Raw genomic sequence first — 26,502 nt, forward strand, 5'->3', positions numbered from 1 at the left:
GCGAATACTTCCCCTAGACATCTGATTCGGACTCCTTGGGGGGAGGCTCCATGTATTTATCCTTTTTCACATTCGCCATTTTGTCCGTATTTGCTTATCGACAATTTTATGTGATCCCGGTCGGCAAGAGCCGATTCCGCGAGGACGGGCACGCGCTGTTGTTCGTCGCTTCGATGTGGGTCGGGGGTTGGGTGATGCTGGCCTTCACCACCCTGTGCTACATCGCCATCTATTCCTTCATGCGCCTGCGCCAAAAAATGAAGTACCGTCCGTTGAACTTGATCCTGATCGCAGCACAGGCGCTTGCCGTCTATCTCGTGCTCGGTACGTTCGAGCGGTTGATGCCGACACACCAACCGTTGACGCTGTTCCTGACGATGTCGATCACCGTCTTCCTCACACAGTTGACGACCGTGCTCGTCTCCAGCCTCCTGTTCCAGATCTCGCTGCGCGTTGGCAATTGGAAGCGCGTATTGTTGAAGTACGCGCTGATGGATTCGATCTACCTGACGCTTTATGTGATCGCGACCTCCTACACCTCGGTCGTGGAAGTCAGACCGCTCTGGCGCTTCACTGCCGACATCGTCACGATCGCCTCGATCGTCGGTCTCTACTACTGGCGTACAGTCGGGATCAAGCAAGACCGCAAAGTTGAGGTGCAAGTAGAGGAACTGAAGGCATTGAACACACAGATCGCACACGCCAACCAGCAAGTGTTGCTCGCCTTCGCCTCTAGTCTGGAGAAACGCGACCCGTATACCGCTGGGCACAGCGAACGCGTTGCCCAATACGCGGTGTACATCGCTGAGGAACTCGGCATGTCTACAGCGGAGTTGAAAGTGATCCACCTCGGCGGACTGTTGCACGACATCGGCAAAATCGGCATCCCTGACCATGTGCTGAACAAGCCAGATCGATTAACAGTTGACGAGTATGACATCATGAAGCAACATCCGGTGATCGGCGAAGAATTGCTGCGCGGTGTCTACACAGCTTCGCAATTGCTGAACGATTCGGAGCGTGAGCGGATGCTGGAGATCGTCCTGTCCCACCACGAGCGCCCTGATGGTCGGGGCTATCCGTTCGGGCTGATCGAGGAACAGATTCCGCTGTTTGCCAAGATCACAGCCGTCGCCGATGCCTATGACGCGATGACCAGCAACCGCGCCTACCGCAACGCGATGTCGAAGGATCAAGCCGCCCGCATCTTGGATGAGGGCAAAGGCACGCAATTCTGGACACCAGCCGTCGACGCGTTCCTGCGCGTCCTCGAACACCAGCAACTCGAACCCGATGTGGATACATTGCGCGAAGTTTCGGCCTCGCGAGCCAAAAGCACCTGACCGCCTCCTGGCGTGCAGGTGCTTTTTTTGCGTTCACGGGTTTCGTCCGCCTAGCGCTTCATCGATGTTCGACATCAACGCTTCAATCGTGCGCGGTCCGACGATCCCATCGACGACGAGGTCTTTGTCCGCTTGAAACGAGCGCACAGCCGCCGTCGTCACCGTGCCGTAGAGCCCGTCGAGATCGCCTTTGTAGTACCCGAGCGATTGCAGGATGCGCTGTACGTCGATCACGTCGGTTCCATACGTCACACCGAGGCGCAAGATCCTTGCGGTCGTCACTTTGCCCGTGATCTTGACCAGCGTCCCGAGCGGAACCAGATCGTAGAGTTCTTCGACATCCTTGTTCTGCAGGCGGATGCAACCGTGTGAGACCGCTTTGCCAATCGAGTACGGATTGTCCGTGCCGTGGATGCCATAACCGCCGAACGGAATATTCAGCCGCATCCAGCGCGTTCCGAACGGGCCGCCTGGGTGGAGCGCTTTTTGCGTGATCTTCCAATCTCCGAGCGGCGTTGGATTGAGCGCGGTGCCGACGCCAACGCTGAACGTTTTGACGAGGTGTGCAGACTTGTATACATAGAGGACACAGCGCTCGGTGTCCACTTGCAAACGATACTCGCCGTTGGCGGTGATCTGAACGCTCACCGCTTCGGCCGCGCCCAGTGCAGACCACGTTTCCGGGCCGACCACGCCGTCCTGTTGCAGTCCTTGCCTCTCTTGGAAGCGGCGCACCGCTTCCGCCGTCTGCGGGCCGAACACGCCGTCCGGCTGCTCCACGGTCAGTCCGAGTTCCACCAGCCGTTCTTGCAACGACACTACGTCTGGGCCGCGCAGATACGGGCTGACCAACCGCAGAAAACGCGACGCGTAGATCATCTCCGTTTCCTCCTCACGATGCCGATTGTGCACCATCCCTACCACACTATGTCCTGAATACCATCCACATGCGCAGGGAACATATATAAACAGCACCAGTTCTCGGCAGACTTGCAAGTGAAAGGAGATTCCGCCATGTCTCAACGTGCCGTCAAAGGCGTCCCCACCCACATCCCCAAGGGATCAACGACGGTCAAGATTTTTTTCTACTTCTCCATCTTCTACCTACTGGCTTCGATGATTCTCGGGTTGATCGTCTCCTTAAAATCGGTCAATCCGGAGTTTCTGACTGGCAACCGCTTTTTGCAGGAGTACTTCACCTACGGCCGCCTACGTCCCACCCACACCAACACCGCGTTGGTCGGCTGGCTGACCACTGTGAATTTTGGCGTGTTGTTCTACGGGGTGCCCGCTCTGTGCAAAACCGGTCTGTGGAGTGAAAAACTCGGCCTGATCACAGCCATCCTGTGGAACGTGAATTACATCGGTGGAGCGGTCTCCTTGCTCGCCGGGTATCAAACCGGTGTGGAGTATGCGGAATTGCCATTGCTGTTCGACATCGGTGTCGTCATCTGCGTCGTCCTGACATTTTGGAACTTGTTCCAGACGACGCGCTACCGCAAAGAGCGCGTCTTGTACGTGTCGATGTGGTATTGGCTCGGCTCCTTGCTAAACCTCGCGATCGTGTACATCGTCGGGAACATCCCGGTCGAATGGATCGGGTCGGGCTCGACACAGATGGGGTACTACTACTTCTATCTGCACAACATCGTCGGCCTCTGGTTCACCGTCGTCGGCGTCGGCACGATCTACTACCTGTTGCCCAAGATGGTGCAACGTCCGATCTACAGCCACAAACTCTCCTTGATCGGCTTCTGGATGATCATCGCTTTCTACTCATGGAACGGCCCGCATCATCTGGTCAACGGCCCAATCCCGCTCTGGTTGATGAAGGCGGGCATCATCCCGTCGCTGTTGCTGCTGATCCCGGTCTGGTCGGTGCTCGCCAACGTGATCGGGACGATGAAGGGCGTGTGGTTCAAAGTCTCGCAGCAGATCGGACTGAAATTCCTGATCACCGGGGCGTTGTTTTACGGACTGGCCTGCATCCAAGGCCCATTTCAAGCGTTGATGGGCCCGCATGCGATCCTGCACTTCACGTACTGGACGGTCGGACATGCCCATATGCCGCTGTTCGGCGGGTTCTCGATGGTCGCGTTCTCCGCGATCTACTACATCCTGCCGCGCATCACCTATCGCCACATCTATTCGCAGACGCTGATGAACTTGCACTACTGGCTGTCGGTGCTCGGCTTCCTGATTTTCGGCTTCGCAATGTGGACGGCCGGAATCATCCAAGGCTTTGAATGGATGGACGGCAAGCAGCTCGGCTCCGGGTTCCTGCAAGTGATGGAATCCCTGCACATCTTCTTGATCTCGCGTGCGGTCGGAGGTTCGCTGATGTTCCTCGGCCAGATCGCCTTTGCCTGGAACATCTATCGCTCCGCCAAGGCCGGACAAGTCGTCACGGCGGACGATCCGATTCTCGTCTCCCGCTGATCGAACCATTTTTGAACAAAAGAGGTGAAGCCACATGGCGAACGAAGCGGAGAAAAACCCAACCATCCTGCTGATCGGCGCAGGTCTGTTGGTGCTCATGGGAGTCTTGGGCACGGTCATCCTCCCGTACTTTGACGAGTCGGTGGTCACGCCGACCGCCACAGCCAAGTTAAAAAACTACCCGACCGACTCAGCAGAAGCGCGAGGCCGCCACGTCTACATACGCGAAGGCTGCATCTGGTGCCACTCGCAACAAGTGCGTCCCGTGCTCGCCGACTCCAAGCTCGGCCCTGTCTCCGTGGCCGGTGACTACTACTATGACAAACCGATCGTCATGATGACGCAGCGCACCGGTCCCGACCTGACATGGGTCGGTTCACGCTACAGCGCGGACTGGCAACACCAACATCTGTTGAATCCGCAAAAAATTGCCGGTCCGGCGTCGATCATGCCCAAGTACGATTACCTCTCCGAACAAGATCGCAACGACCTCGTCGCCTACCTGCTCTCGCTCAAACCAGCACCGGCGAAAAAATAGGAGGAACCCGCAATGAACGCAGCCGCATGGATGCTCGTCATCGTCTGTCTGTGCATGACCGGCGCAAGCGCACTGGTGATCTGGTGGTCATGGAAGACCGGACAGTTTGATGACACCGAAGGCATCAAGTACCGCATGCTCCAAGACGAATAACGCCACGGCAGAAAGGAGGAGCCGCGCATGGCGGACCCTCGCGATCCGAAAGATCCGAACCACCCCCAGCCGCCAGTAACTCCGGCACCGACCGACCTCTCCCAGCAGTTCATGGTCGAGGAAGAAATCGAGGAGCACCGAGACAAGGGGGTCTACACGGACAGTTCCGATATCCAAGTCGGACATGGCAAAGTCCCGAAATTCCTAAAATTTGTCTACGCCGCGCTGGCGTTCTGGGGCCTGTACTACGCGCTGGCCGCCAGTCCGATCAACGACCGTCACGAAGCCTCGCCCACCGCTGCACCGACCGCCGAGGCGGGAGCGGATGTATTTTCCGCCTCCTGTGCAGGTTGTCACAACGTGACGGCCGAACGCAAGATCGGACCCGGTCTGTTGGGTGTCCACGAGCGTCTTGGCGATCAAGGTCTGGACGATGTCCTGCACAAGGGTCGCCCCGACAAAGGCATGCCCGCTCCACCCAGCCTGAACCTGAACGAAAGCCAGATCCAATCCTTGAAACTCTATCTCACGTCGCTGAAAAAATAGGAGGTGGGCAACATGCCGCTTCAATCCCGGCACGTCTTTGGCTTGTTCGACACGACAGAGGCGGCACGTGCGCTGGTCTCAGCACTCGGCCCCTACGTTCCACAAGACCGCATCTCGTTGGTCACCAAGTCGGATCAACTGCCCGACTACGCCACCCAGCAATACGAGACAGACAACATCGTCGATGGCACGCTGATCGGAGCCGCGATCGGTGGCGTGCTCGGCATCGGTGCGGCGATGGCGTCTGCGCTGTACCCGACCGCTGGCAACCTGCTGATCACTTTAGGCCCGCTGGCAGGGGCTGCCTATGGCTCTTGGAGCGGAGGTGCACTCGGTGCCTTGATCGACCTCGGCATCTCACCGCCGAACGCGAAGAATTTCCATGACGCCATCGAGCAAGGCAAGCTGTTGCTCAGCGCGGAAGTCGAGGAGCAAAACGAACGGGTCGTGATGCAGTTGTTCCATGATTACGGTGCAGACTCCGTGCTCACCCGATAGAACGAGTGTGAAAAAACCCCTGACCTTCGAGGGGTTTTTTTGCGATCAAAAGCAGGGGAATCATAAATTTTGTTGAATACTCTACTCATACATATTAATGTCGACAGGAGGGCACTTAATGAGTTCCGCCAAAATATTCAATATTTGGTGCCTCATGCTCACCCTCGCGATTGCCATGATCGGCCTTTACGAGGTTGTGTATCGGAATTTTCCCTATTTTCTACTCATCGAAGGCGCGTTGTTGATTTCGATGCTGTTGATGCTCTGGTTGCCCAAGCGATATCCTCGCGTGGCCCTGCACGTGATGTTTTGGAACCAATTGCTGCTGAACCTCGGTCTTTACTACGTTGTACACGATTTTCCCCTCTGTGCTGCCGTGCTCTTTTTCCTCCCCATTTACACGCTGTTGTTTCCCAACCGCCGTTACTTTTTCTGGGGTCAGTTGCTCACCTCCATCGGATATTTGGTTTGCTCGTGGGACAAGCCTGTCCAACAGCATGTCGTCTTTTACTGCCTTTTCCTGTCCTACACCGCCCTGCTGAGCTTCGTCTCGCAGTTCATAGTGCGCAATGCGTCCGAAGTCGCGAAGTTTCAAGAGCGAGTCGAAGTGTTTTCCAGAGCGATTGAAGCACGCGATTCCTATACACAAGGCCACTCTCGCCGGGTATCGCGCTATGCCGTCGAGATCGGCAAACACCTGCCTGGCGTCGACCTCGAATTGTTGCGCGTCGCCGGCGACCTTCATGATATCGGGAAAATCTCCACACCTGACGCTGTGCTGCTCAAGCCAGGTCGTTTAACAGACGAAGAGTATACGATCATCAAGCGTCATCCGGTCGACGGTGCGAATCTGTTGCGCCACTTTGGCATCGAAGGTCCGATTCTCGACGGGGTGCTCTACCATCATGAACGCCTGAACGGAACAGGCTACCCAGAAGGCCGTGCTGGGAATGACATCCCCGTCTATGCCCGCATCCTCGCAGTCGCCGACACGTTCGACGCGATGACCACCACCCGCTCGTACCGCCATGCTTTCCCACCGCAAACCGCCTACGACGAGATCCTCTCGCTGACGGGAGACTTCTACGATGCGGTGGTCGTCGACAGTTTCGTGCGTTGCTATGAACGCATCCTCGCCATCTACGAAGAGGAGGAGCGCGAACACCAGCCTCACGCACAAGCTAGCGTGTGACGAGTTCACCCAGTTGAAAAGACGAGCCGCTGTACAGGCTCGTCTTTTTTTGTATACTGGAGAAAAGTTGGGAGGCTGGATCGATGACCTATACACAACTGCGTTGGTTCTCCGTATTGACGCCGGCCTTGTTGGTCGGATACATGGAATATCTTCGCCACCAATACCTGCTCCCGTTCTTGTCGATGGAGCAAGGCAATGTGTTGATCACCTTCCTCGTGTTGGTGCTGTCCTTTTTCTACGCGACATGGGTTTTTCGGACGATCCGGCGCATCAACAACCGACTTGTTGAGGAGCAAGCGCGGCGCGCGGTCTATGAAGAGCGTGAACGGATGGCGCGCGAGTTGCATGATGGGATTGCGCAGACGTTGTTTTTTCTCAATGTGAAACTCAAGCAAGGCAAGGTCGAGGAGGCGCGAAGTGCGGTCGCCGCGATCGACAACCATGTGCGCCAAGCGATCTTCAACCTGCGCGATCTGCCGGAAGAGGGTGACACGCTGACCTGCCGCTTGGAGAAATGGCTTGGACAGTGGAGCGCGTTGACCGGCATCGAAGTCCAGCACGAGTTTCAAAAGCCGCCGGAGCAGCTTTTTGATACGGCACAGGAAGTACAAATTTTCGGGATCGTGCAGGAAGCATTCAATAACATCCGCAAGCATGCGCAGGCAACGACCGCCCAAGTCAGATTCGCATGGCAGGCAGATCGCAGTTGGCAGTTGGTGATCGAGGACAATGGGCGCGGGATTGAGGAAGCGATTCTGCAACGCGCCGATTTGCAAAAATACGGTCTGCGGATGATGGCAGAGCGGGCCGAGAAATTACACGCGGACTTTACAATACGACAGAGCAGTGGCGGCGGCACCGAACTGACGCTGACTGCGCGACCGGGAGGAACCATCCGATGAACACGTATCATGTGCTGATTGCTGACGATCATCCTCTAGCGCGCGAGGCGATTCGCAGCCTCTTGGAAGGTGACGAAGCGTTTCAAATTGTCGCGCAAGCATGCGACGGACGGCAGGCGGTTCAACTATGTGACGAATTGCAACCGGACCTCGTGCTGATGGACATCAATATGCCGCACCTCAACGGGCTGGAAGCCACACGCCAGATCAAGAAAAACCACCCGCATGTCAAGCTGGTGATCCTCAGTGTATCTGACAACGTCGCCGACCTGTTCACCGCGATCCAGTTTGGAGCGCAAGGCTATCTCTTGAAGAACTTAGAGCCGGATGACTGGCTGACCTACTTGCACGCGTTGCTCGATGAGGATGCCGAGATTCCACGCGAGATGGCGGGACGGATGCTCCACCGCTTCCAACGTGGTGTAGATCACCCCGATGAAGTCAGTCCCGACGTGTTGACACCGCGCGAACGAGAGATTCTCGGGCAAGTTGCGGAGGGGGCGACCAACAAACAGATCGCCGAGCGGTTGGTGATCGCCGAGAACACCGTCAAAAACCATATGAAAAACGTCCTCGAAAAACTCCACCTGCAAAACCGCGTCCAACTCGCGGCCTACGCCGTGCGTCACGGACTGAAAGCCGAGTAGAAAAAAACACGTGCAGCCGTCAACGGCGCGCGTGTTTTTTACATCCACATCTGGAAAAGCCCTTCAGTAACGCCCAAATTGTACATATAATACATACCGAACACGGTGCTGACCAGACCTGTGCAGATGCCCAAGCGCTCGGGCAAGCGCGGGACCCGACGGCTCCAGACGAACGGAACGCCGAGTGCAGTCGTGAAGATCAACATCCCCAGCACCGTCCCCGCGCCAAACACGAAAATATACGCCATCGCCCCCCACACGTTGCTCACCGTCGTCATCGTCAGCACCGCCAGCGCCGCCGAACCTGCTAGTCCATGCACGAAGCCAACCAACGTGCTGCGTCGATAGGAGGTGGCCGGATGTATAGCGACTTGACTTCCATCTTCATACTGAGCCTTAGATGCGCGCAACGAATTGGCCCCGAGCACGACCAACATGATCCCGACCAGAAACTCCAGCGACAGCGACCAACGCTCTGGCACGTGTGCTTGGAACACGATCAACACCAATCCGACGACGAATAACGTCGCCGTGTGCCCAATCCCCCAGAACACACCGGCCAGCGAGGATCGCCACAAACTCTTGCTCGCACTCGCAATCGTCGAGACGGCGATCACATGATCTGGTTCGATCGCATGTCGAATCCCCATCAGGAATCCAATCGCCAAAATCGACATCACATCTAGATGCACTCGATGTACACCTCCTTAAAAGATAGCCCCTGTGAGCCATTTTGTACGCCTAGCAGGAAGCGGTATGATGAGGTAGGTTTTGATACATGGGGTTACAAGGAGGGAGACAGACACCCTTGAGAAAAATTTGCATCCACCTGCTGGTCTTTGTCCTGTTCCTCTTCTCGTTTGGCACTTCCTCAGCCTATGCCCACGCCAACTTGACCAAGACCACACCGAGCAATGGCAGCCTGCTGACCACCACACCCGAATCGGTCGCTCTCGAATTCAGCGAACCGTTGGAACCGGACCTGATCGGGCTGAAATTGTACGACTGGACGGGGGCTGAACGAGCGATTGACAACCCCCATCTCGCACCTGGCAAACCCAATGAGATGATCGCCCCGTTGCCACAACTCGACGACGGGACCTATACGGTGGCTTGGAGCGTGATCTCCGAGGATGGGCACCCGGTCAACGGGTCGTACTCGTTTTCCATCGGCACCGCTTCAGAAGGACGCATCGCTCCGGCAACTTCCTCGAAGCTGTTTCAACACAGCACTGAAATTGGCCTGATCGTCCTGCGCTATGTGGTCGAGGGCTTCCTCCTGCTGGGTGCAGGCCTCTACGGTCTGGCGCACGCCGCCCGTCGCTTCCAACTTCCGCGCGTGGAAGTCCTGCTGTCTCGCAAGCACCGCACCCTCATCTGGAGCGTACTGCTCCTGCTCACCGCAGCCCAATGGATGGTCTACTCGGCTGGGTTGCCTGGCGGTGGAATCACATCAGCCCTGCTGAACGGCCACTGGAACGTGCTGCTGGAAAGCTCGTTCGCGACGATGCTGATCGTGCAACTGGGCTTGCTGCTCCTGCTGGCTCTGCGCGGGATGCAAGAGATCTGGTACCCGCTGATCTGGGCGTTGCTCGTCAGCAACCTCGCATTTGGCGGTCATGCGCGCGGTGTCGATCCGGAATGGTTGGCCCTGTCCTTGCGCGTGTTGCACCTGCTCGTCATCGCCCTGTGGCTGGGCGGTCTGAGCTACCTCGCGTTGACGATGCACCATGAACACGTTCACGGCGAGCGGATCGATCGCACCAAGTTCCGCCCGTTCTTCGTCCGATTGATGGTCGCAGCTGTGCTGTTGACGACGATCACGGGGATCGCGATGACCGAAGTGCAGACCGATTGGTTCTCCGTGCTGCTGTTCCGCGGTGGCATGTGGGGCAACTTGCTGTGGCTGAAAATCGCGCTGATGCTGGTGATGATCCTGCTCGCTTTTTACCAGACGATGCGCTGGAAGCAGGACGCAGGCAAGCTGTCCTTCGAACTGTTGCGCGTCGAGTGGCTGGTCGGGATCTTGGTGATACAAGTCGCGATCTTCCTCAGCCAGATGCCGTACCCCGCTCCGATCAAACCCTACAGCCAAACCCTGCAAGCTGAACAACGGCAAGTCGACGTGCGCATCCCACAGCTCGTGCTGGGCAAGCAGACGATGACGATCACCCTGCCAGAAGCACCGCAGGCTGTGAAAGCCGAATTGAAAATGATGGACATGGAGATGGGGTCGCTCGATCTCAAGCCTGTTCAAATCGACGCCACTCACTACAACTTCGACATCCCCTTCACGATGTCAGGCAATTGGAAGTATACGATCACCGCTACGTATCCCACCGACCAACAAGTCGTGTGGACAGACACAATCCGCATCCCACTAGGAGGAATTTCCCGATGAAAAAACTCACGACCGCACTGCTGCTCACCGCTGCCCTGACATGGACGACCACCGCCTCTGCACACGTCACCGTCTGGCCCAAGGAAACCACGACTGGCGCGTATGAAAAATACACCGTCCGCGTCCCGGTTGAGAAGGACGTCAACACCACGAAAGTCCGCGTCGAGTTCCCGGCAGGCGTGAAAGTTTCCACCGTCGAACCGATGACCGGTTGGGACTATGCCTATGAGAAAAACGCCGACGGCACCAACAAAGCGATCACGTGGACGGCGACGGCGGGTGGAATTAAAGCAGGCGAATTCATGGAGTTCAACTTCGTCGGTGCCAACCCCAAGGAAGCGGGCAGCGGCAAACTAGTGTGGAAGGCGTTCCAAACGTATACCGACAACAGCGTTGTGGAATGGACGGGCGAGGAAGGCTCCAAAACGCCGGCTTCCGTGACGACGATCCATGCAGGCACCACCGCAGGGCATGATGACCACAGCGACGACAAAAAAGCAGATGAGCAAAAAGCCGCCGCACCGGCAGCCGACAAAACCACGGAGAACGCCAGCACCACCACGAGCAGCAACACGCTTCCGCTGATCCTCTCCGGTGCCGCGCTCCTGCTCTCGCTCGTCAATTTATTCCGCAAACGCGCCTAACGAAAAAAGCCCTCCTATCTCGCGTCCGAGATAGGAGGGCTTTTTGCTACGCCATCGTGAATTACTTCGCTTTGACGGTGTCCTTCAGGTAGCCGCTCTCCCGCAATTGGTTGAGCAACGTGCTGAATTGATGGAGGTCGAGTTGTTGCTTGGCATCGGACAGAGCCACGGCCGGCTCGTTGTGGGTCTCGATGATCAAACCATCCGCGCCGACAGCCAGCGCTGCCTTCGCGATCGGGAACATGATGTCCTTGCGCCCAGTCGAATGCGAAACGTCGACGACGACCGGCAGATGGGATTCCTGCTTGAGGATCGGCACTGCCGAGATGTCGAGCGTGTTGCGCGTTGCTTTCTCATAGGTGCGGATGCCGCGTTCACAGAGGATGATCTGGTTGTTGCCGCGCGCCGCGATGTACTCTGCCGCGTACAACAACTCCTCGATCGTTGCGGACAGGCCGCGCTTCAAGAGGATCGGTTTCTTCACAGAGCCCGCTTCCTTCAAGAGTTCAAAGTTCTGCATGTTGCGCGCCCCGATCTGAATCACGTCGAGGTACTCACAAGCCATCGCCACGTCGTCGGGACGCACGATCTCCGAGACGCAGGTCATGCCGTGTCGTTTCGCGGTCTCGCTGAGGATCCTCAGACCCTCGACGCCCAGACCTTGGAAGTCATACGGCGAGGTGCGCGGTTTGTAAGCACCGCCGCGCAACAGATGGATACCTTCACCTGACAAGTGCGAGGCGACCGCATTCATCTGGTTGACCGTCTCCACCGAACACGGACCCCCGATCAGCGCCGGCGCGTTGCCGCCACCGATCAGCAGTTTGCCCACTTGCACCACCGTATCGGTCGCTTGGTTCTTGCGGGAGATGAGAAGCGATTTCTTCTCCTCTTCCTGCAGACCCAGCGAGGCTTGGAAGATCTGTTTGAACAAATGTCTAATCGTATCGCTCGGGAACGGCCCTTCGTTCGCATCCACGACGAGATCAAGCATTTCCTTCTCGCGGATCGGATCGAAACGCTCGGTACCTTTTCCGGATTTCATTTGCCCGATCTCTTGCACCAATTCTGCCCGGCGATTCAGTACCTCTAGGATCTCCAGGTTCACCGCATCCAGTTGGCGGCGCAGCTCTTCAAATCTCTCTTTGCTCATGCTCAACTCTCCTCTCCTCAATAAAACAAAAAACGTTATCTCTAGAGTCTACACCTTTTGTCGAAGTTGGGAAACCACCAATTCGAACGATTTCAGAAACTTCTCATTCTCACTTGCTTGCCCGATCGACACGCGCAGATAGCCCGGAATTCCGAGCGCCGTGCCGCTGCGGGTGACGACCCCTAGCTCCAACAAACGTTGGAACACGTCCTTGTCATTCAAGCCCGTGTCGAAAATCAAAAAATTCGCCTGTGTCGGTACCACAGTGTACCCGAGCGCAGCCAGTCCTTTGGACAGTTGCTCGTACCCGGCACGGTTCAGCTCGCGGGAAGTTTGCACATGTTCGTCATCGAACAGTGCAGCCGCAGCAGCCACTTGCGCCAACATGTTCACGTTGAACGGTTCGCGCACGCGGTTGATCTCGTTGAGGATCTCCGGACGGCCGAACGTGTAGCCAACGCGCAACGCTGCCAGCGCGTACATTTTCGAGAATGTACGCATGACAAGCACATTATACCCTTCCTTTAAAAACTCAATGCCTTGTGCATAATCGTCGGCATCCACGTATTCGGCATACGCTTCATCGAGGATGACCAGGACATGCTCCGGCACTTGATCGAGGAATTTACGCAGGTCGTCCTTGCGAATATACGTCCCCGTCGGGTTGTTCGGGGAGCAAAGGTACAACAGCTTGGTCTTGTCAGTGACCGCTGCGAGCATCGCATCAAAGTCCGTTTCGAAGCTTTCGGTCAGTTTGACCTGTACAGGAGTACCTGCCATCAACTGTGTGCCAAACCAATACTGGGAGAACGACGGGCTCGGCACTACCACTTCATCACCCGGATTTAGAAACGTCTCCGAGATCAGCTTGATGCAATCATCTGAGCCGTTGCCGACGAGAATCTGTCCCGCAGGAATGTCATATTTAGAGGAAATCGCCGCTTTCAGATCTACTGCGCCACCGTCCGGATAGCGATGCAGGAGCCCGAGTGCCGCGAGGATTGCCTCCTGCGATTTTTTCGACGGACCGACCGGGTTTTCGTTGGACGCGAGCTTGATCACCTCATCCAATCCGAATTCACGCTGTACATCCGCGATCGGCTTGCCGGGACTATACGGGGTGATCGCCTGTAGGTTCTTGCGCACGTTGTTCAAAATTTCTTGGGACATACGGACAACTCCTCCCGAACACCAAGTAGTCATGGTAGAATACAAATATATGCCTTACACTATCCTACTTTACAGCGATAAAGAAAGGCAACAATTAATTATGATAGTAACATAGTTTAATATGACTGACAACCGTAGTACATGAAAGGGTGTTTGCTTTTTGCTAACCATACAAGATTTCCTCGCCGCCCGACATAATCTCCAACAAGTCATACACTGCACACCGCTGGACTACTCGAAAACGTTCAGCTCGCTTTCTCATAATGAAATCTATCTAAAACTTGAAAACTTGCAAAAAACCGGCTCCTTCAAAATCCGAGGAGCCTTCCACAAGATCGCATCGCTCTCTGATGAGGAGAAAAAGCGCGGGGTGATCGCCGCGTCTGCAGGCAATCACGCCCAAGGCGTGGCCTTCGGGGCTGCACACGCTGGGATTCCCTGCATCATCGTGATGCCAGAGTCCGCACCGCTGACCAAAGTCGAGGCGACCTCCGACTACGGCGCACAAGTCATCCTCTATGGCAAAAACTATGACGAAGCCTACGCCAAAGCACTTGAGATTCAACGCGAGCGCGGCATGACCTTTGTCCACGCCTTCAACGACCGTGCCGTCATGGCGGGGCAAGGCACGATCGCACTGGAGATTCTCGAACAACTGCCAGACTGCGATGTGATCGTCACGCCGATCGGCGGCGGTGGACTGGTCGCCGGTGTGGCGATGGCGGCGAAGTTAATGAAGCCAGACATCATGATCGTCGGCGTAGAAGCGAGCGGTGCTGCCTGCATGAAGGAATCGCTGGACAACAAGCAGATCGTCACCCTCGAACAAGCGGTCACGATCGCCGATGGGATCTGCGTCCGCACACCGGGCGACCTGACGTTCCAAGTGACGCGCGACTTCGTCGACCACATCATCACCGTCGAGGAGGAAGAGATCGCCCGCGCGATGCTGATGGCACTTGAGCGCAACAAGATGGTCGTCGAAGGCGCAGGGGCGACCGGCCTCGCTGCTGTCATCTACGACAAACTGCCTGTGAAGGGCAAAAAAATCTGTGTCCTGCTCTCCGGCGGGAACGTCGATGTCAATTTCCTCTCGCGGATCATCGAGCGCGGCCTGGTCGAGTCGGGTCGCTACTTGCGCATCAACACCACCGTCCCGGACAAACCGGGCGTGTTGCAAGACATCTTGAAAATCTTCGGCGACGAGCGCGCCAACATCATCGGAATCCAACATCATCGCATGGGCTCGCGCGTCATGCTCGGACAAGCGGAGATCGAAGTCGATATTGAGACTCGTGATCACGCACACCAAGAGCGCATCTTGGGTCGCCTGCAGGACGCAGGCTTCTCTGTTGTGACGAGATAGGAGTGAGTCCCTTTGAGTCAACCGCAAGACCTGATTTTCGCCCTCGACATCGGCACGCGCTCCGTCGTCGGCCTCGTGGCAGAGCACCATACAGATGGCAAACTGCAAGTGATCGCAACGGAAGTGCAGGAACACACCACCCGAGCAATGCTCGATGGGCAAATTCATGACGTGGTCGAGGTCGCCCAGATCATCCGCCGCGTCAAGGAACAACTCGAGATCCAAGTCGGTCCGTTGAAAAAAGTCGCGGTGGCCGCCGCCGGTCGCGCCTTGAAGACGGTGCGCACCCGCGTCGACCGCGAGTTGCTCAACAACCAGCGCCTGACCCGCGAGGACGTGATGGCGCTGGAACTGACCGCCGTCCAACAAGCGGAAAAGCAGCTCCAAGAGATCACGCCCGATGCTGCGCGCTACCACTGTGTCGGCTATACCGTCATCCACTACTTGCTCGACGACTCGCAGATGGGCTCGCTGATCGATCAATGGGGCCTGCAAGCATCCGTGGAGATCATCGCGACCTTCCTGCCGCGCGTCGTCATCGACTCACTGCAGATCGCCTTGGAGCGCGCTGGGTTGGAGATGGCGGCGTTGACGCTGGAGCCGATTGCCGCGATCAATGCCCTGATCCCTCCGACGATGCGCAAGCTCAATCTCGCGCTGGTCGATATCGGGGCAGGCACGTCCGACATCGCACTGACCGCCGAGGGTACTGTCACCGCTTACGGCATGGTGCCCGTCGCAGGCGACGAAGTCACCGAAGCGCTCAGTCAGAAGTATCTGCTCGACTTCCCGGTCGCCGAGGAGGTCAAGCGCAAACTGCTCACCGACGAAACCGTTGCGTTCTCCGATGTGCTAGGCATCCCCTACGAACTGCCCGCGCGCGAGATCACGGAATCGTTGTTTGAGGAAGTCAGCAAACTGTCCCAGATGATCGCCCACGAGATCAAGAACTTGAACCAGCGCGGCCCGCAAGCAGTGATGTTGATCGGAGGCGGTTCCCAGACGCCGATGCTCCCAGCCCTGCTCGCCGCTGAACTGGGTCTGCCCAAGGAGCGCGTTGTCATCCGTGGCACCGAAGCGATCCAACAGCTCGCCACCCAGCATTCGACGTTACAAGGTCCACAGGCGGTCACGCCAGTCGGCATCGCCCTGGCGGCGATCCAGACACCGGTCTCCTCCGTCGCTGTGCGCATCAACGGCCAGCAACACCGCCTGTTCGAGTTCCGCCAGATCACCGTCGGCGACTGTTTGCTCGCCGCTGATGTCGACATTCGCAAACTGCATGGTCGACCGGGGCTGGCGCTCACGCTCGAAGTCAACGGACGGATGAAAGTCTTGCGCGGCACGCACGGCACGCCTGCGCAATTGCTCTTGAACGGCCAACCGACCCAACTCGATACCATCGTCCAACATGGCGATGAACTCGAAGTGATCGGCGGCTCGTCCGGTCTGGACGCGTCAGGCACGATCGTCGATGTGATCGACCCGCTCCCGCCGCTGGTGCTCTACTTCGGCGAGCGGCGCTATTCATTGCCTCCGCTGATCACCATGAACGGGCAAGGAGTTGCCCTTGAGACACCCCTGCTCGACCGGGCACAGATCGTCACGACCTTGCCGCAGACTATGCGCGACGTCCTGCCGCTTCTTGGACTGCCTCCGGAAATAGGCGAACAGGTGGCGAAACCACCCGTGTTTACCGTCACCGTCGACGGTCATACCGTGCAGATGCCGTATGAGAAGTACGTGCTGTTCCACAACGGTGAACCCGCGACGCTCGACACTCCGATCGCTGACGGCGACACCGTCGAGTATGACGAACTCCCACCACCGGTCTACCAAGTGCGCTACTTCTACGATGAGTCCTTGCTTCCGGCGCAAGCGATCGGCGTGAGCTGCAACAACCAACCGATCCGGCTCGAAGGCCCGCGCCCGCCAGTCTACCGCAACGGCGAACGCGCCGAACTCGACGACCTCGTCTTGCACGGTGACCACCTGCACTTCACCTCGTCACCAGACCTGCGGCACAAGTCGGAGAACTGGCAACCTGTGCTGAGCGACCTCTTCCGCTACATTGCAATTGAAAAGGAACGCCCTGCACACGCTACGGACCTCGTCCTGACCGTCAACGCCCAACCCGCCACCTTCATGACCCCGCTGCACCACGGCGCGGTGGTCACGATGGAGTGGGTGTAACAAAAAAGACCCGACCGCCACAGCGGTTCGGGTCTTATTTTTGTTGTTCCGTTCGGATGTGCCACTCGTCGACTTTGGAATTGAGGAACACTTCAAACCCCGCTCCGGCCAGACCGACCAGAAACACCGTGAGGATGATCAACTTGTCCCTCGCTCGCATCTTACGCTTGGGCTTCACCAAGAGAACGTCCAGCCTCCTTCACACGCAGGATCAGGTAACTGCTCACCAGTATCAGCGTACCCCCGATCCACGTGGTCAAACCCGGAACTTCCCCCAAAAACAGGAAGGCAAACAAGATCGCACTCAACGGGTCTATGTACCCGAGCACACCGACATGCTGCACTTTCACCTGGCGCAAACCGAGGAAGTACAGCGTCAAGGCCAGCGCCGTATGGATCACCCCGATCGAGCACATCACCGCCAGCGACCCGATGCTGGGCACAGGCAAGCCTTGCCACAGCACATAGGGGGTCAACACCACCACCGCTACGCCAGTCTGCCATTGGGTCAGCGCGGTCGCTTCGACGCCGCTGACCTTTTTGCCGGCGATCGTGACCAGCGCGTAGAACACTGCTGCCGTGATCCCGGCCCCGATCCCGAGCAGGTCATGGCTGGAGACCTCCGAGAGCGGGTTCATCACCACCGTCCCGAGAAATGCGATCCCTACGGCGAACAGCGTCCGTCGCTCCAAGCGTTCCTGCAACAGCAACGGAGCGAGCAACGTCACGATCACCGGCGCCAAGTAGTAGGACAAAACGGCATTGGCGACCGACGTCAGCTGGATTGCGGTGAAAAAGAAAATCCAATTCAAGGCCAGCACCACCCCGCCGATCATCACCCACTTGCGCTGACCCTGCGTCTGCGTCCACGCCTGCCGGATGTTGCCGCGCACGAGTTGGTACAGCGTGAGCACGGCAAACGCCGACAGCACGCGGAAGAACACGATCACCGTCGCGTCCTGATGCGCCCAGCGGCCAAAGATCCCGACGCTGCCCCAGATCAACATCGCCGCAATCACGTACACATATCCCACACGTCCACCCTCCCTGCTCCAGAATCTGCTGCAACTCCTTGAGAAAAAACGCCCGTGTTGCGCACCGGGCGTTTTTACGAAACTTGCGTGCGGCACAGCGAGCACAGGCCGTAGTATTCCAGCCGGAACGACGTGACTTCATAGCCGAGCGCTTCCGTATCGGGTGTGACGATCGGCAGAACCGGCGCAGGGACGTCGACGACTTCGCCACACGACTCGCAGACGAGGTGGGCGTGCTCCGTGTCGTTGCCGTCATAGCGGCTGGACATGTCACCATAGGACAGTTCCTTGATCGCGCCCAGTTCCTTCAAGCGGTGCAACGTATTGTAAACGGTCGCCATGCTCATGCCAGAAAACTCTTGGCAGACCTGTTTGTAGATCTCCTCGGCGGTCGGATGCTCATGCGTTTCTTTGAGAACTTTCAGGATCATCTGCCGCTGTGGGGTTAACCGCACACCGCGCGCTTTCAAGTCCGCAAGGGTTTCTATGAACGAACTTCGTTGCATCAGACTCACCTCCTCCTTCACATTGTACTGATTCTGATTCTTACCTGTCAAACACAACGCGGTCGACAGCAAAAGGCTCTCCGTCAACAGTTGACGGAGAGCCCTGCACGTATAGAGTCTGTTGCTTAGGAAGCGTCCGATTTGGCAACCTGTGCAGATGCGCAGGCTGGGCACGCACCATAGTACTCCAGACGGTACGAGTGAATGGTAAAGCCGTGTTGGGCGATGTCTGGCGTAGCCAGCATCTCCTGCGGCGGGCACGTGATGTCGATGACATGGTTGCAGGATTCGCAGACGAGATGCGCGTGTTCCGTGTCATTGCCATCGTAGCGGCTAGACATGTCCCCGTAGGACATTTCGCGGATGACGCCAAGTTCCTTCAGCATGTTCAACGTGTTGTAGACGGTAGCCAGCGAGATTCCCGGGAATTGCTCCCCGATTTTTTGATAGACTTGCTCGGCCGTCGGATGCTCGTGAGTCTCTTTCAAAAACTGCAGGATGACTTGGCGCTGAGGAGTCAAACGAATCCCCCGAGATTTTAGATCTGCTAACGATTGGCTATACGTTCTTTTCTGCTGCATCATTTTAAGTCCCCTCCCCATTGGAACAAAACAGACTTACAAAATCTTCTGATTCATTTGTCTTAAATTTTACTAACTTGGAGGGTCGTTGTCAATTGATTATTGTAATAATTTGTCGAGTTTATCTGAATTTCTTTTATTTTTATGTCGAAATGAGAGAGAGAACGTTAATAAAGGCAATCCCCATAAAAAAATCGCGTAGGGAAAGTACGTGGTTGTGGCGATGCCGATGGCGGTGGAACAGAGGATGCCATGCAGGTTCCACGGGATCAGTGGCGAGACGACAACACCCGAATCCGCGAGGCTGCGGACGAGTATCTTGGGCGATACGCCGAGCCGGTCATAGGTCGGGCGCAGGGCTCGTCCAGGGACGATGATCGAGAGCGCTTGGTTGCACGCCACTCCTGCCATGATAATTGAAATGAGCAAGGTTGTAAAAATTAAATTTCGCGTGTCATGTATTTTCGTGAGCAATCCATCAAAGATCGCGCTCATCATCCCGCTGGATTCGAGCACGCCAGTCAGTGCGCCGGCCATGAGGATCAACAACACTTGATGAAACATCGGCCAGATCCCGCCGCCATGCAGGACAGACTCCAGATCGTAACCAAACCAGACGGAGCCTAGCACGTCAGGGAGCGTCGCCTGCTGGGTCACCACGGCGAGCACAGCTCCGAACAGGATGCCCAGACTCAAATTGCGCAGGATCGGCATCCGCAACGCCGCCAACACGAGGACGAGCAGCGGCGGAAGCATCACATACCACGGGAGTTGGAAGTGCGTCGTGATCGTGCGCAACATCGGGCTGTTCAGCGCGTCGGTCTCCTGTGGGCTGTTCGCAGACAGACCGTAGCCAAGCCAGCCGAATAGCACGATGCAGAGCAGGAACATCGGCAGTCCCGTCTGCCACATCGGTTTGTAATTGTCCTCGGCGCGCGTGCCGGTCATCGTGGCGACGAGGTGGAAGGAACCCGAGACGGGCGATGTGCGATCGCCGACCATCGCGCCGGAGATCAGCGCACCGCCGATCAACGCCGGGTCGATGCCATACACCACGCCCATGCCTGCGACGGCTGTGCCCATCGTCGACAGCGTGCCGACCGACGTGCCCAAGACCATCGACGTGCCCGCCGCCAGCAGAAATGCTGTCACGACGAGGTAGGTGGGCTGGATGAGCTGCAACCCATAATAGATGAGCGCCGGGACGGTGCCCGACAGAAACCAAGCGGAGATCACACCCGCGATCATCAACAAGATCCCGATCACAAAAAACGTGTTCCGCGCCCCTTGGTAACTTCCGACTGCGACCAGCCGGCCCCCGCGACCATACGCCAAAGCCAGCACGACAGCCACCAGCCACCCGATCAACAACCCTGTATACAACGGCCAATGCAGCCAGAAAATCACACTCAACAGACCTAGAATCGACACCGCAAATGGGATCAGCGCGACGGCGATCGGGATCGTTAGAGCAGACGCTGGCCCCGATTGCGCGTGCGGCGCAGGAGGGGCCTTTTTTTCAGGATCGCGACTCATGCTCCGGAGACACCCCCAGAGAGGATGAATCGCATCGCCTCTTCCGGTGTGATGTCGACGATTTCGATGTGTTCCTTCGGCACGAGGAACGTCACGCCCGCCACTTGGAACGTCTGCGGGACGTATACGGCGATATGCCCGCGCAACGGATCACCAAGCGCCTCCAAATTCTCTGTGGTCACGAATCCCAGCATCTTCATCGGGTTGTTTGGCAACGTGATCAGCGCCACTTGAGAGAACGACTTTCTCTCGCCAAAAATCGACCCGATCGTCTCTTTGATGATCGAGTACAACGACTTGACAAACGGGATCTTCTGTAGCATGCGTTCCATCCACTCGATCAAGCGCACAGAGAACCAATACGTGGTCAACCAGCCGACCAACGTGATCAATACGATCGTCACCAGAATTCCCAAGCCCGGCACATACAGGCCATCGCCTAATTCCTTGCGCAACGTCTTGCCGAGCAAGCTATCCAAAAACTCAAATACCTGCACCACCACATAGATGACCAGCCCAATCGGGACGATCGTCAAGATTCCGTTCACAAAAAACTTCACCAAACTTTTCAACATGTAACGATCTCCTCCTTTTCTCCAGTTTACCGTTCTCCGAAATTCGAGTAAACTAGAGTCGACACTTACGAGAACAAAGAGGTGGATTATGGACGTCAAAATGCTCGCCACGATGATGCGGACACAGATGTACACCAATACGCTGTCCGGATCGTCTGACAACAGCGGCGATGACAGCGACTTTTCGGCGCTCTTGAGTGCCGTCATGGCGCAAACCACGCAGACGGCGACGATCGCACAGCAGAAGCTCTCCGGATCTCCAACCACGGCGAGTGCAACCGCCAACACGCGTCTCGCCAGCCTGCTCGCGCCATCGTCCCGTCAGACTCCATCTATGATGTATAAGCTCGGTGCATCCGGTTATGACGACCTGATCGAGCAAACCGCCGCTCGATATGGCGTTGACCCTTCCTTGATCAAGGCAGTCGTGCACCACGAATCGGGCGGCAACGCCTACGCCACCTCCAAAGTCGGAGCAGGCGGCCTGATGCAATTGATGCCCGCCACGGCGAAGGGCCTCGGCGTCACCAACGTCTACGATGCTGCCCAGAACGTCGACGGTGGCACACGCTACCTCAAGCAATTGCTCGACCGTTACGACGGCAACACCTCGATGGCCTTGGCTGCCTACAACGCAGGCCCTGGCAACGTCGACCGCTACGGCGGCATCCCGCCGTTTGGTGAGACACAGCGCTATGTGAAAAACATCCTCGCTTCCCTCGCGTAATCTGCAAAAGACCCGCATGGCCACGACCAGCGGGTCTTTTTTCAATTGGGCTCAGGATATGGACTCTTGTCCCTTGCCAAATGCCCGCCCGCTGCATGTACTAGGGTGTCAAGTGCAACACACGAAAACACGTCGAGGAGGAATTCGTAATGAACCAACCCGTTGGCGGTTACGGTATGGGTGCTTTTGGTGGGTACACTCGTTGGGCGGTCGTCTTCCTGATCATCTTTGTCCTGTTCTTCCTGCTCGTTCCGGGCTTTGTCGGAGGTCAGCAATCCGGTGGCTGCGGCTGCTAATGCATGAAAAAAAAGCCCGTCTCCTTCGCGGAGGCGGGCTTTTTTGCGCTTACAGGAAGTAGAAGCCGATGCCGATGATCAGATAGGCACCCAGCGCCATCGCCCCTTCCAGCCAATTCGATTCCCCATCTTGGGCGAGGAAGTTGATCAGCAGGACGGAGAGCACCATCGCACCGAGTTCCGGCCAGGAGAACACCAGCGACATCGGGTTGCCAAACGCCAGAGACGCAAACACCAGCAGCGGCGTCACGAACATCGCAATCTGCAACGAAGACCCGACAGCGATCTCCAGTGCGACGTCCATCTTGTTGCGCATCGCCATCAGGATCGCGGAGCTGTGCTCAGCCGCGTTCCCGATGATCGCGACGATGATCACCCCGATGAACACTTCCGACCAACCAAGCTCTTCGGAGACTTTCGAGATCGAGTGTACGAGCAACTCGGACTCATACGCGACCGCACCGGTGGCGAGGGCGAGGATGAGCAGGGCTTTTTTCATGCTCCACTCCGCTTCCTCCTCCTCAAGATCCTCCGTGTAGTTGAACAGGTTGCGGTGCGTGTACAGTGAGAAAAACAGGCCCAACAAGTAGAGCAACAGCACGACGACGGAGACGCCGATCGACATCGAGTTGGAGATCTGCGGGTTGGTCGCCGTGAAGATCGCCGGGATCACCAACGCAATCACGACCCCGAGCAACATCATCGCCGAGTTGGTGCCGGCGATCGTGCGATTAAACTTCTGCTGCGGGAACTTGATCCCGCCGACGAGGAAGCTCAAACCCGCGACGAGCAGCAGGTTCCCGATGATCGAACCGGTCAACGAAGCCTGAACGACGCCGATCAAGCCTTGCTTGAGGGCGAACAGCGCGATGATCAACTCGACCGCGTTGCCAAAGGTTGCGTTCATCAGCCCGCCGATTTTCGGTCCGCTGTGAATGGCAATCGACTCTGTAGCACGGCCCATCACCCCGGCCAGCGGGATGATCGCTGCACAGGCGATGGCGAATTGCGCCACCTCGCTCCAGTGCAGGAGATTGCCCACCACGCTTAACGGAAGCGTAATCAACAACAGGATCATAAGCAAACGTTGCATATGAAAAACTCCTCTCTTTCCATCCACCTTTGAATGTACCAAAATGAGGACACAACATGCAAGTTGAAACAGCTTCCCGATATTCTAAGCATTTATATATAGAAATTTACTTCCCACAGCTTTACGTATATACTGATAGTACCGAAAACAACGGAAGGGGGATCGCAAATGGCCAACCAAGAAACGAGTACCCGCCGCTTGATCATCACGCTGTTACGCACAGAGGGATCGATGAGCGCAGGCGATCTCGCCGAGCGGATTGGAATTACTGAGATGGCAATTCGGCGTCACATCGCCACCTTGGAACGCGACGATCTGATCTACCCGACGACCGTGCGCCAACCGATGGGCCGCCCAGCGAAAGTCTACGGGCTGACCGAGGAAGCGGATGAACTTTTCCCTAAAAACTATCATACCCTGACCCTCGACCTCTTAGAAGACATCGCCAAAGTTGATGGGTCGGAGAAAATTAAGCAACTGTTCGATCAGCGCGAGGAACGACTGGTGCAGAACTACACCGAGATGCTCGCAGGCAAGTCCTTGGAGGAAAAAGTGGCGATCCTCGCCGACATCCAAAACCGCAAGGGCTACCTCTCGAAGTGGGAGCACAAACCAGATGGAAACTATGAGATCGTGGAGTTCAACTGCCCGATCGCCCAAGTCTCTAAGCTCTACCCGCAGACCTGCTCCTGTGAAACCAACGTGTTCCGCCGCGTGCTCGGCACGGATGTCGACCGTTCCGAATGCCTCGCCGAGGGCGGCTCCTGCTGTGTATTCAAGATCTCTGGCAATTTGAATATCGAAGCCTAACCATACACCCCCGCCCAGATGCGCCCTGCTTAGGGGCGCATTCCTCATGTCTGCTCAACATCCGCATGCGGCAACAGGCAGATTGTCGCGATCAAGTCCTCTTTTTGCTGGCGTTTCATCCGCTTGACGGCCAATTCCCTGCGCAGCGCACTCGATCTGTCGAGTTGCAGTTCCACATACCGCAAGATCAGCGGCGACCGTCCCCGCGTGTACTTCGCACCCTTGCCTATGCGGTGCTCGCGCAGACGCTTCTGCAGATCGGTCGTGATTCCCGCGTACAGCGAGCCGTCCTTGCATTCTAGTAGATACACGTAGACCATACACATTACCTCATGTGGTTTGTTTTCGAAATACTTGTGAAATTACGTCATAACGCCATAAAGGATTGATGCACATGAAAAATTTCATCACGCTCAAGGAATTCCTGATCGCTCACAAAAAGGAATACTTGCTCGGGATCTTTTGGGTCTTTTTTGTCGATCTGATCGGCTTGATCACCCCGAAGATCATCGGGTCCTTCACCGACCGCTTGTCAGCTGGAACGCTGGACCATGCGGGCATCTGGAAGTACGCCGGCATCATCCTCGGCGTCGCCGCCCTCACCGGTGTCTCCCGCTACTTCTGGCGGGTTTACATCATGGGCACCGCCCGCACCTCCGAAGTCTACCTGCGCGACAAGCTCTACTCGCACCTGCAGACGCTGTCCCCGAACTTTTTCAACTATAACAAAACAGGCGACCTGATGGCACATGCGACCAATGACCTCAACGCGATCCGCATGGCGCTAGGACCTGGTTTCCTGTCGTTCATCGACCCGATGTTCGTCCTGACGTTCACGTTGTTCATGATGATCTACACCGTCGGCTGGCAACTTACGCTCCTGTCACTGGCTCCGATGCCGCTGCTGATCCTGATCTCACGGATGTTCGGCAAGGTCATCCACAAGCGATTCAGCGAAGTCCAAGAATCGTTCGGCTCGCTCTCCGATCGCGTCAATGAAAGTTTCGCCGGCGCACGCGTTGTGAAAACCTTCGTCCAGGAAGACGCGGAGATCCAGAAATTCACGTCAATCAACCAAGTAAACTTCCAACGCAACCTCAAGTTGGCACGCGTCAACGGGATCTACAACCCGCTGGTCATGCTGGTCTCGACCTTCTCGTTCCTGATTGCACTGTCCTATGGTGGCATCCTCGTCGTGCGCGGCTCGATCACGCTCGGGGAATTCATCTCGTTCAATACCTACTTAGCGCTGATGACGTGGCCGATGATGGCAATTGGTCAAGTCATCAACATTTGGCAACGCGCTTCTGCTTCGATGGAACGGATCAACATCATCATGAACACCAAGCCGGAGATCATCGACGGGCCGCAGGTCCGCGCTGACAAAACCGACCTCGAAGGCTCGATTGAACTGCGCAACCTGACCTTCACCTACCCTGGCACCGACCGTCCTGTGCTCAAGCAACTCAACGTCACGATCCCTGCTGGCAAAAAAGTCGCCATCATCGGACGAACCGGCTCCGGCAAAACCACGCTGCTCAGCCTGTTGCTGCGCATGTACAACGCACCGGAGGGCCAACTCCTGATCGACGGCATCGACATCCACCAGATTCCGCTGGAAACCTTGCGCGAGAACATCGGCTATGTCCCACAAGAGAACTTCCTGTTCTCGAAGTCAATCCGCGACAACATCGGATTCTCCGGGCGCGGCAGCTACAGCCAAGCTCAGATCGAAGCTGCGGCGACGCTCGCCCAAGTGCACGGCAACATCCTAGACTTCACCGATGGCTACGATACCATGCTCGGCGAGCGCGGTGTCACCCTCTCCGGCGGGCAAAAACAGCGCGTCTCCATCGCGCGCGCTGTGATCAAAAACCCGAAAGTCCTCATCCTCGACGACAGCCTCTCTGCCGTTGACACGCATACGGAGGAGGAGATCCTGCGCGGGTTGAAAGAGATCATGCAAGGACGTACCTCGCTGATCATCGCACACCGCATCTCCACGATCAAGGACGCCGACGAAATTCTCATCCTCGACGATGGCGAGATCATCGAGCGCGGCACACATGAAGAATTGCTCACCAACACCGGACTCTACTACGAACTCTACCAGAAGCAACTGCTTGAAGAGCAGATCGCTTCCACGAACGACTGAA

The 26,502-nt window shown here is 56.8% G+C and carries 29 protein-coding genes; 17 read left to right on the top strand and 12 right to left on the bottom strand.

Going from position 1 to position 26,502, the window contains the following annotated elements; translation table 11 throughout:
• The first annotated feature begins 50 nt into the window (after positions 1–50).
• Positions 51–1,343 (top strand): HD-GYP domain-containing protein, encoded by a 1,293-nt coding sequence (locus C7459_RS02955; protein WP_109686167.1) that lies wholly within the window; start codon positions 51–53, stop codon positions 1,341–1,343.
• 33 nt (positions 1,344–1,376) lie between these two features.
• Here the strand turns inward: C7459_RS02955 and C7459_RS02960 are convergent, their stop codons facing one another.
• Positions 1,377–2,222, bottom strand: a complete 846-nt coding sequence (locus tag C7459_RS02960; protein WP_109686169.1) for a L,D-transpeptidase family protein — start codon at positions 2,220–2,222, stop codon at positions 1,377–1,379.
• 135 nt (positions 2,223–2,357) lie between these two features.
• Between C7459_RS02960 and C7459_RS02965 the strand changes: the two genes are divergently transcribed.
• From C7459_RS02965 to C7459_RS03000, 8 genes are all read left to right on the top strand, one after another.
• Entirely contained in the window at positions 2,358–3,782 is a 1,425-nt protein-coding gene (locus C7459_RS02965; RefSeq protein WP_109686171.1) for a cbb3-type cytochrome c oxidase subunit I, read from the top strand.
• Positions 3,783–3,816: 34 nt separating this feature from the next.
• Positions 3,817–4,320, top strand: a complete 504-nt coding sequence (locus C7459_RS02970; RefSeq protein ID WP_109686173.1) for a cbb3-type cytochrome c oxidase subunit II — start codon at positions 3,817–3,819, stop codon at positions 4,318–4,320.
• A gap of 12 nt (positions 4,321–4,332) precedes the next feature.
• Positions 4,333–4,473, top strand: a complete 141-nt coding sequence (gene ccoS, locus C7459_RS02975; protein ID WP_109686175.1) for a cbb3-type cytochrome oxidase assembly protein CcoS — start codon at positions 4,333–4,335, stop codon at positions 4,471–4,473.
• A gap of 27 nt (positions 4,474–4,500) precedes the next feature.
• Complete coding sequence (locus C7459_RS02980) at positions 4,501–5,019, top strand: c-type cytochrome (RefSeq protein WP_109686177.1); 519 nt, start codon at positions 4,501–4,503, stop codon at positions 5,017–5,019.
• Between the two features lie 12 nt (positions 5,020–5,031).
• Positions 5,032–5,517 (top strand): DUF1269 domain-containing protein, encoded by a 486-nt coding sequence (locus C7459_RS02985; RefSeq protein ID WP_109686179.1) that lies wholly within the window; start codon positions 5,032–5,034, stop codon positions 5,515–5,517.
• 118 nt (positions 5,518–5,635) lie between these two features.
• A complete protein-coding gene (locus tag C7459_RS02990) occupies positions 5,636–6,709 on the top strand; it encodes an HD-GYP domain-containing protein (protein ID WP_170119228.1) in 1,074 nt (357 codons plus the stop codon).
• An 83-nt stretch (positions 6,710–6,792) separates the two neighbouring features.
• Positions 6,793–7,614, top strand: coding sequence for a sensor histidine kinase (locus tag C7459_RS02995; RefSeq protein WP_109686182.1), 822 nt, complete (start codon positions 6,793–6,795; stop codon positions 7,612–7,614).
• Positions 7,611–8,261: a response regulator gene (locus C7459_RS03000; RefSeq protein WP_109686184.1), complete on the top strand. Its 651-nt coding sequence runs from the start codon at positions 7,611–7,613 to the stop codon at positions 8,259–8,261. Before C7459_RS02995 ends, C7459_RS03000 begins: the two co-directional genes overlap by 4 nt.
• A 38-nt stretch (positions 8,262–8,299) precedes the next feature.
• On the opposite strand, the gene C7459_RS03005 is transcribed toward C7459_RS03000, so the two are convergent.
• Positions 8,300–8,953, bottom strand: coding sequence for a HoxN/HupN/NixA family nickel/cobalt transporter (locus tag C7459_RS03005; protein ID WP_109686186.1), 654 nt, complete (start codon positions 8,951–8,953; stop codon positions 8,300–8,302).
• A gap of 116 nt (positions 8,954–9,069) precedes the next feature.
• Here C7459_RS03005 and C7459_RS03010 point away from each other — a divergent pair, with 116 nt between their 5' ends.
• Both C7459_RS03010 and C7459_RS03015 read left to right on the top strand, forming a co-directional pair.
• On the top strand, positions 9,070–10,662 hold the full coding sequence (locus C7459_RS03010; RefSeq protein WP_170119229.1) for a copper resistance CopC/CopD family protein: 1,593 nt from the start codon (positions 9,070–9,072) through the stop codon (positions 10,660–10,662).
• Positions 10,659–11,306, top strand: a complete 648-nt coding sequence (locus tag C7459_RS03015; RefSeq protein ID WP_109686190.1) for a YcnI family protein — start codon at positions 10,659–10,661, stop codon at positions 11,304–11,306. Before C7459_RS03010 ends, C7459_RS03015 begins: the two co-directional genes overlap by 4 nt.
• 61 nt (positions 11,307–11,367) lie before the next feature.
• Here the strand turns inward: C7459_RS03015 and C7459_RS03020 are convergent, their stop codons facing one another.
• Both C7459_RS03020 and hisC read right to left on the bottom strand, forming a co-directional pair.
• The gene (locus C7459_RS03020) at positions 11,368–12,459 is read right to left on the bottom strand and encodes a bifunctional 3-deoxy-7-phosphoheptulonate synthase/chorismate mutase (protein WP_109686192.1); all 1,092 of its coding nucleotides are present in this window, start codon (positions 12,457–12,459) and stop codon (positions 11,368–11,370) included.
• Positions 12,460–12,507: 48 nt separating this feature from the next.
• Complete coding sequence (gene hisC / locus C7459_RS03025; protein ID WP_109686194.1) at positions 12,508–13,629, bottom strand: histidinol-phosphate transaminase; 1,122 nt, start codon at positions 13,627–13,629, stop codon at positions 12,508–12,510.
• 160 nt (positions 13,630–13,789) lie between these two features.
• On the opposite strand from hisC, the gene ilvA reads away from it, so the two are divergent.
• Together ilvA and C7459_RS03035 are read left to right on the top strand one after the other, a co-directional pair.
• On the top strand, positions 13,790–14,995 hold the full coding sequence (gene ilvA, locus C7459_RS03030) for a threonine ammonia-lyase (protein WP_109686196.1): 1,206 nt from the start codon (positions 13,790–13,792) through the stop codon (positions 14,993–14,995).
• 12 nt (positions 14,996–15,007) lie between these two features.
• Positions 15,008–17,188, top strand: coding sequence for a cell division protein FtsA (locus tag C7459_RS03035; protein WP_109686198.1), 2,181 nt, complete (start codon positions 15,008–15,010; stop codon positions 17,186–17,188).
• Positions 17,189–17,222: 34 nt separating this feature from the next.
• Here the strand turns inward: C7459_RS03035 and C7459_RS23100 are convergent, their stop codons facing one another.
• The 6 genes from C7459_RS23100 to C7459_RS03060 all read right to left on the bottom strand — a co-directional run bounded on the left by C7459_RS23100 (position 17,223) and on the right by C7459_RS03060 (position 21,417).
• Entirely contained in the window at positions 17,223–17,369 is a 147-nt protein-coding gene (locus C7459_RS23100) for a hypothetical protein (protein ID WP_170119230.1), read from the bottom strand.
• Positions 17,350–18,222, bottom strand: a complete 873-nt coding sequence (locus C7459_RS03040; protein ID WP_109686200.1) for a DMT family transporter — start codon at positions 18,220–18,222, stop codon at positions 17,350–17,352. The genes C7459_RS23100 and C7459_RS03040 overlap by 20 nt, the downstream gene beginning before the upstream one ends.
• Positions 18,223–18,296: 74 nt before the next feature.
• Positions 18,297–18,728: a Fur family transcriptional regulator gene (locus C7459_RS03045; RefSeq protein ID WP_109686202.1), complete on the bottom strand. Its 432-nt coding sequence runs from the start codon at positions 18,726–18,728 to the stop codon at positions 18,297–18,299.
• A gap of 125 nt (positions 18,729–18,853) precedes the next feature.
• Positions 18,854–19,312, bottom strand: coding sequence for a Fur family transcriptional regulator (locus tag C7459_RS03050; RefSeq protein WP_211320327.1), 459 nt, complete (start codon positions 19,310–19,312; stop codon positions 18,854–18,856).
• A gap of 96 nt (positions 19,313–19,408) precedes the next feature.
• On the bottom strand, positions 19,409–20,845 hold the full coding sequence (locus tag C7459_RS03055; protein WP_109686204.1) for a Na+/H+ antiporter NhaC family protein: 1,437 nt from the start codon (positions 20,843–20,845) through the stop codon (positions 19,409–19,411).
• Entirely contained in the window at positions 20,842–21,417 is a 576-nt protein-coding gene (locus C7459_RS03060; RefSeq protein WP_109686528.1) for a DUF502 domain-containing protein, read from the bottom strand. Before C7459_RS03060 ends, C7459_RS03055 begins: the two co-directional genes overlap by 4 nt.
• A 91-nt stretch (positions 21,418–21,508) precedes the next feature.
• Here C7459_RS03060 and C7459_RS03065 point away from each other — a divergent pair, with 91 nt between their 5' ends.
• Together C7459_RS03065 and C7459_RS23105 are read left to right on the top strand one after the other, a co-directional pair.
• Positions 21,509–22,147, top strand: coding sequence for a lytic transglycosylase domain-containing protein (locus C7459_RS03065; protein ID WP_109686205.1), 639 nt, complete (start codon positions 21,509–21,511; stop codon positions 22,145–22,147).
• A gap of 149 nt (positions 22,148–22,296) precedes the next feature.
• Complete coding sequence (locus tag C7459_RS23105; RefSeq protein WP_170119212.1) at positions 22,297–22,443, top strand: hypothetical protein; 147 nt, start codon at positions 22,297–22,299, stop codon at positions 22,441–22,443.
• Between the two features lie 49 nt (positions 22,444–22,492).
• Here C7459_RS23105 and cax read toward each other — a convergent pair whose 3' ends face one another.
• Complete coding sequence (gene cax, locus C7459_RS03070) at positions 22,493–23,536, bottom strand: calcium/proton exchanger (RefSeq protein WP_109686208.1); 1,044 nt, start codon at positions 23,534–23,536, stop codon at positions 22,493–22,495.
• Positions 23,537–23,704: 168 nt separating this feature from the next.
• On the opposite strand from cax, the gene C7459_RS03075 reads away from it, so the two are divergent.
• Positions 23,705–24,346 (top strand): helix-turn-helix transcriptional regulator, encoded by a 642-nt coding sequence (locus C7459_RS03075; RefSeq protein ID WP_109686210.1) that lies wholly within the window; start codon positions 23,705–23,707, stop codon positions 24,344–24,346.
• A gap of 44 nt (positions 24,347–24,390) precedes the next feature.
• Here C7459_RS03075 and C7459_RS03080 read toward each other — a convergent pair whose 3' ends face one another.
• Positions 24,391–24,666, bottom strand: a complete 276-nt coding sequence (locus tag C7459_RS03080) for a GIY-YIG nuclease family protein (protein WP_109686211.1) — start codon at positions 24,664–24,666, stop codon at positions 24,391–24,393.
• A gap of 74 nt (positions 24,667–24,740) precedes the next feature.
• Here C7459_RS03080 and C7459_RS03085 point away from each other — a divergent pair, with 74 nt between their 5' ends.
• Positions 24,741–26,501, top strand: a complete 1,761-nt coding sequence (locus tag C7459_RS03085; RefSeq protein ID WP_109686213.1) for an ABC transporter ATP-binding protein — start codon at positions 24,741–24,743, stop codon at positions 26,499–26,501.
• The last annotated feature ends 1 nt before the right edge of the window (position 26,502 follow it).

The organism is Tumebacillus permanentifrigoris, assembly GCF_003148565.1.
In the GTDB taxonomy this organism is placed as follows: domain Bacteria; phylum Bacillota; class Bacilli; order Tumebacillales; family Tumebacillaceae; genus Tumebacillus; species Tumebacillus permanentifrigoris.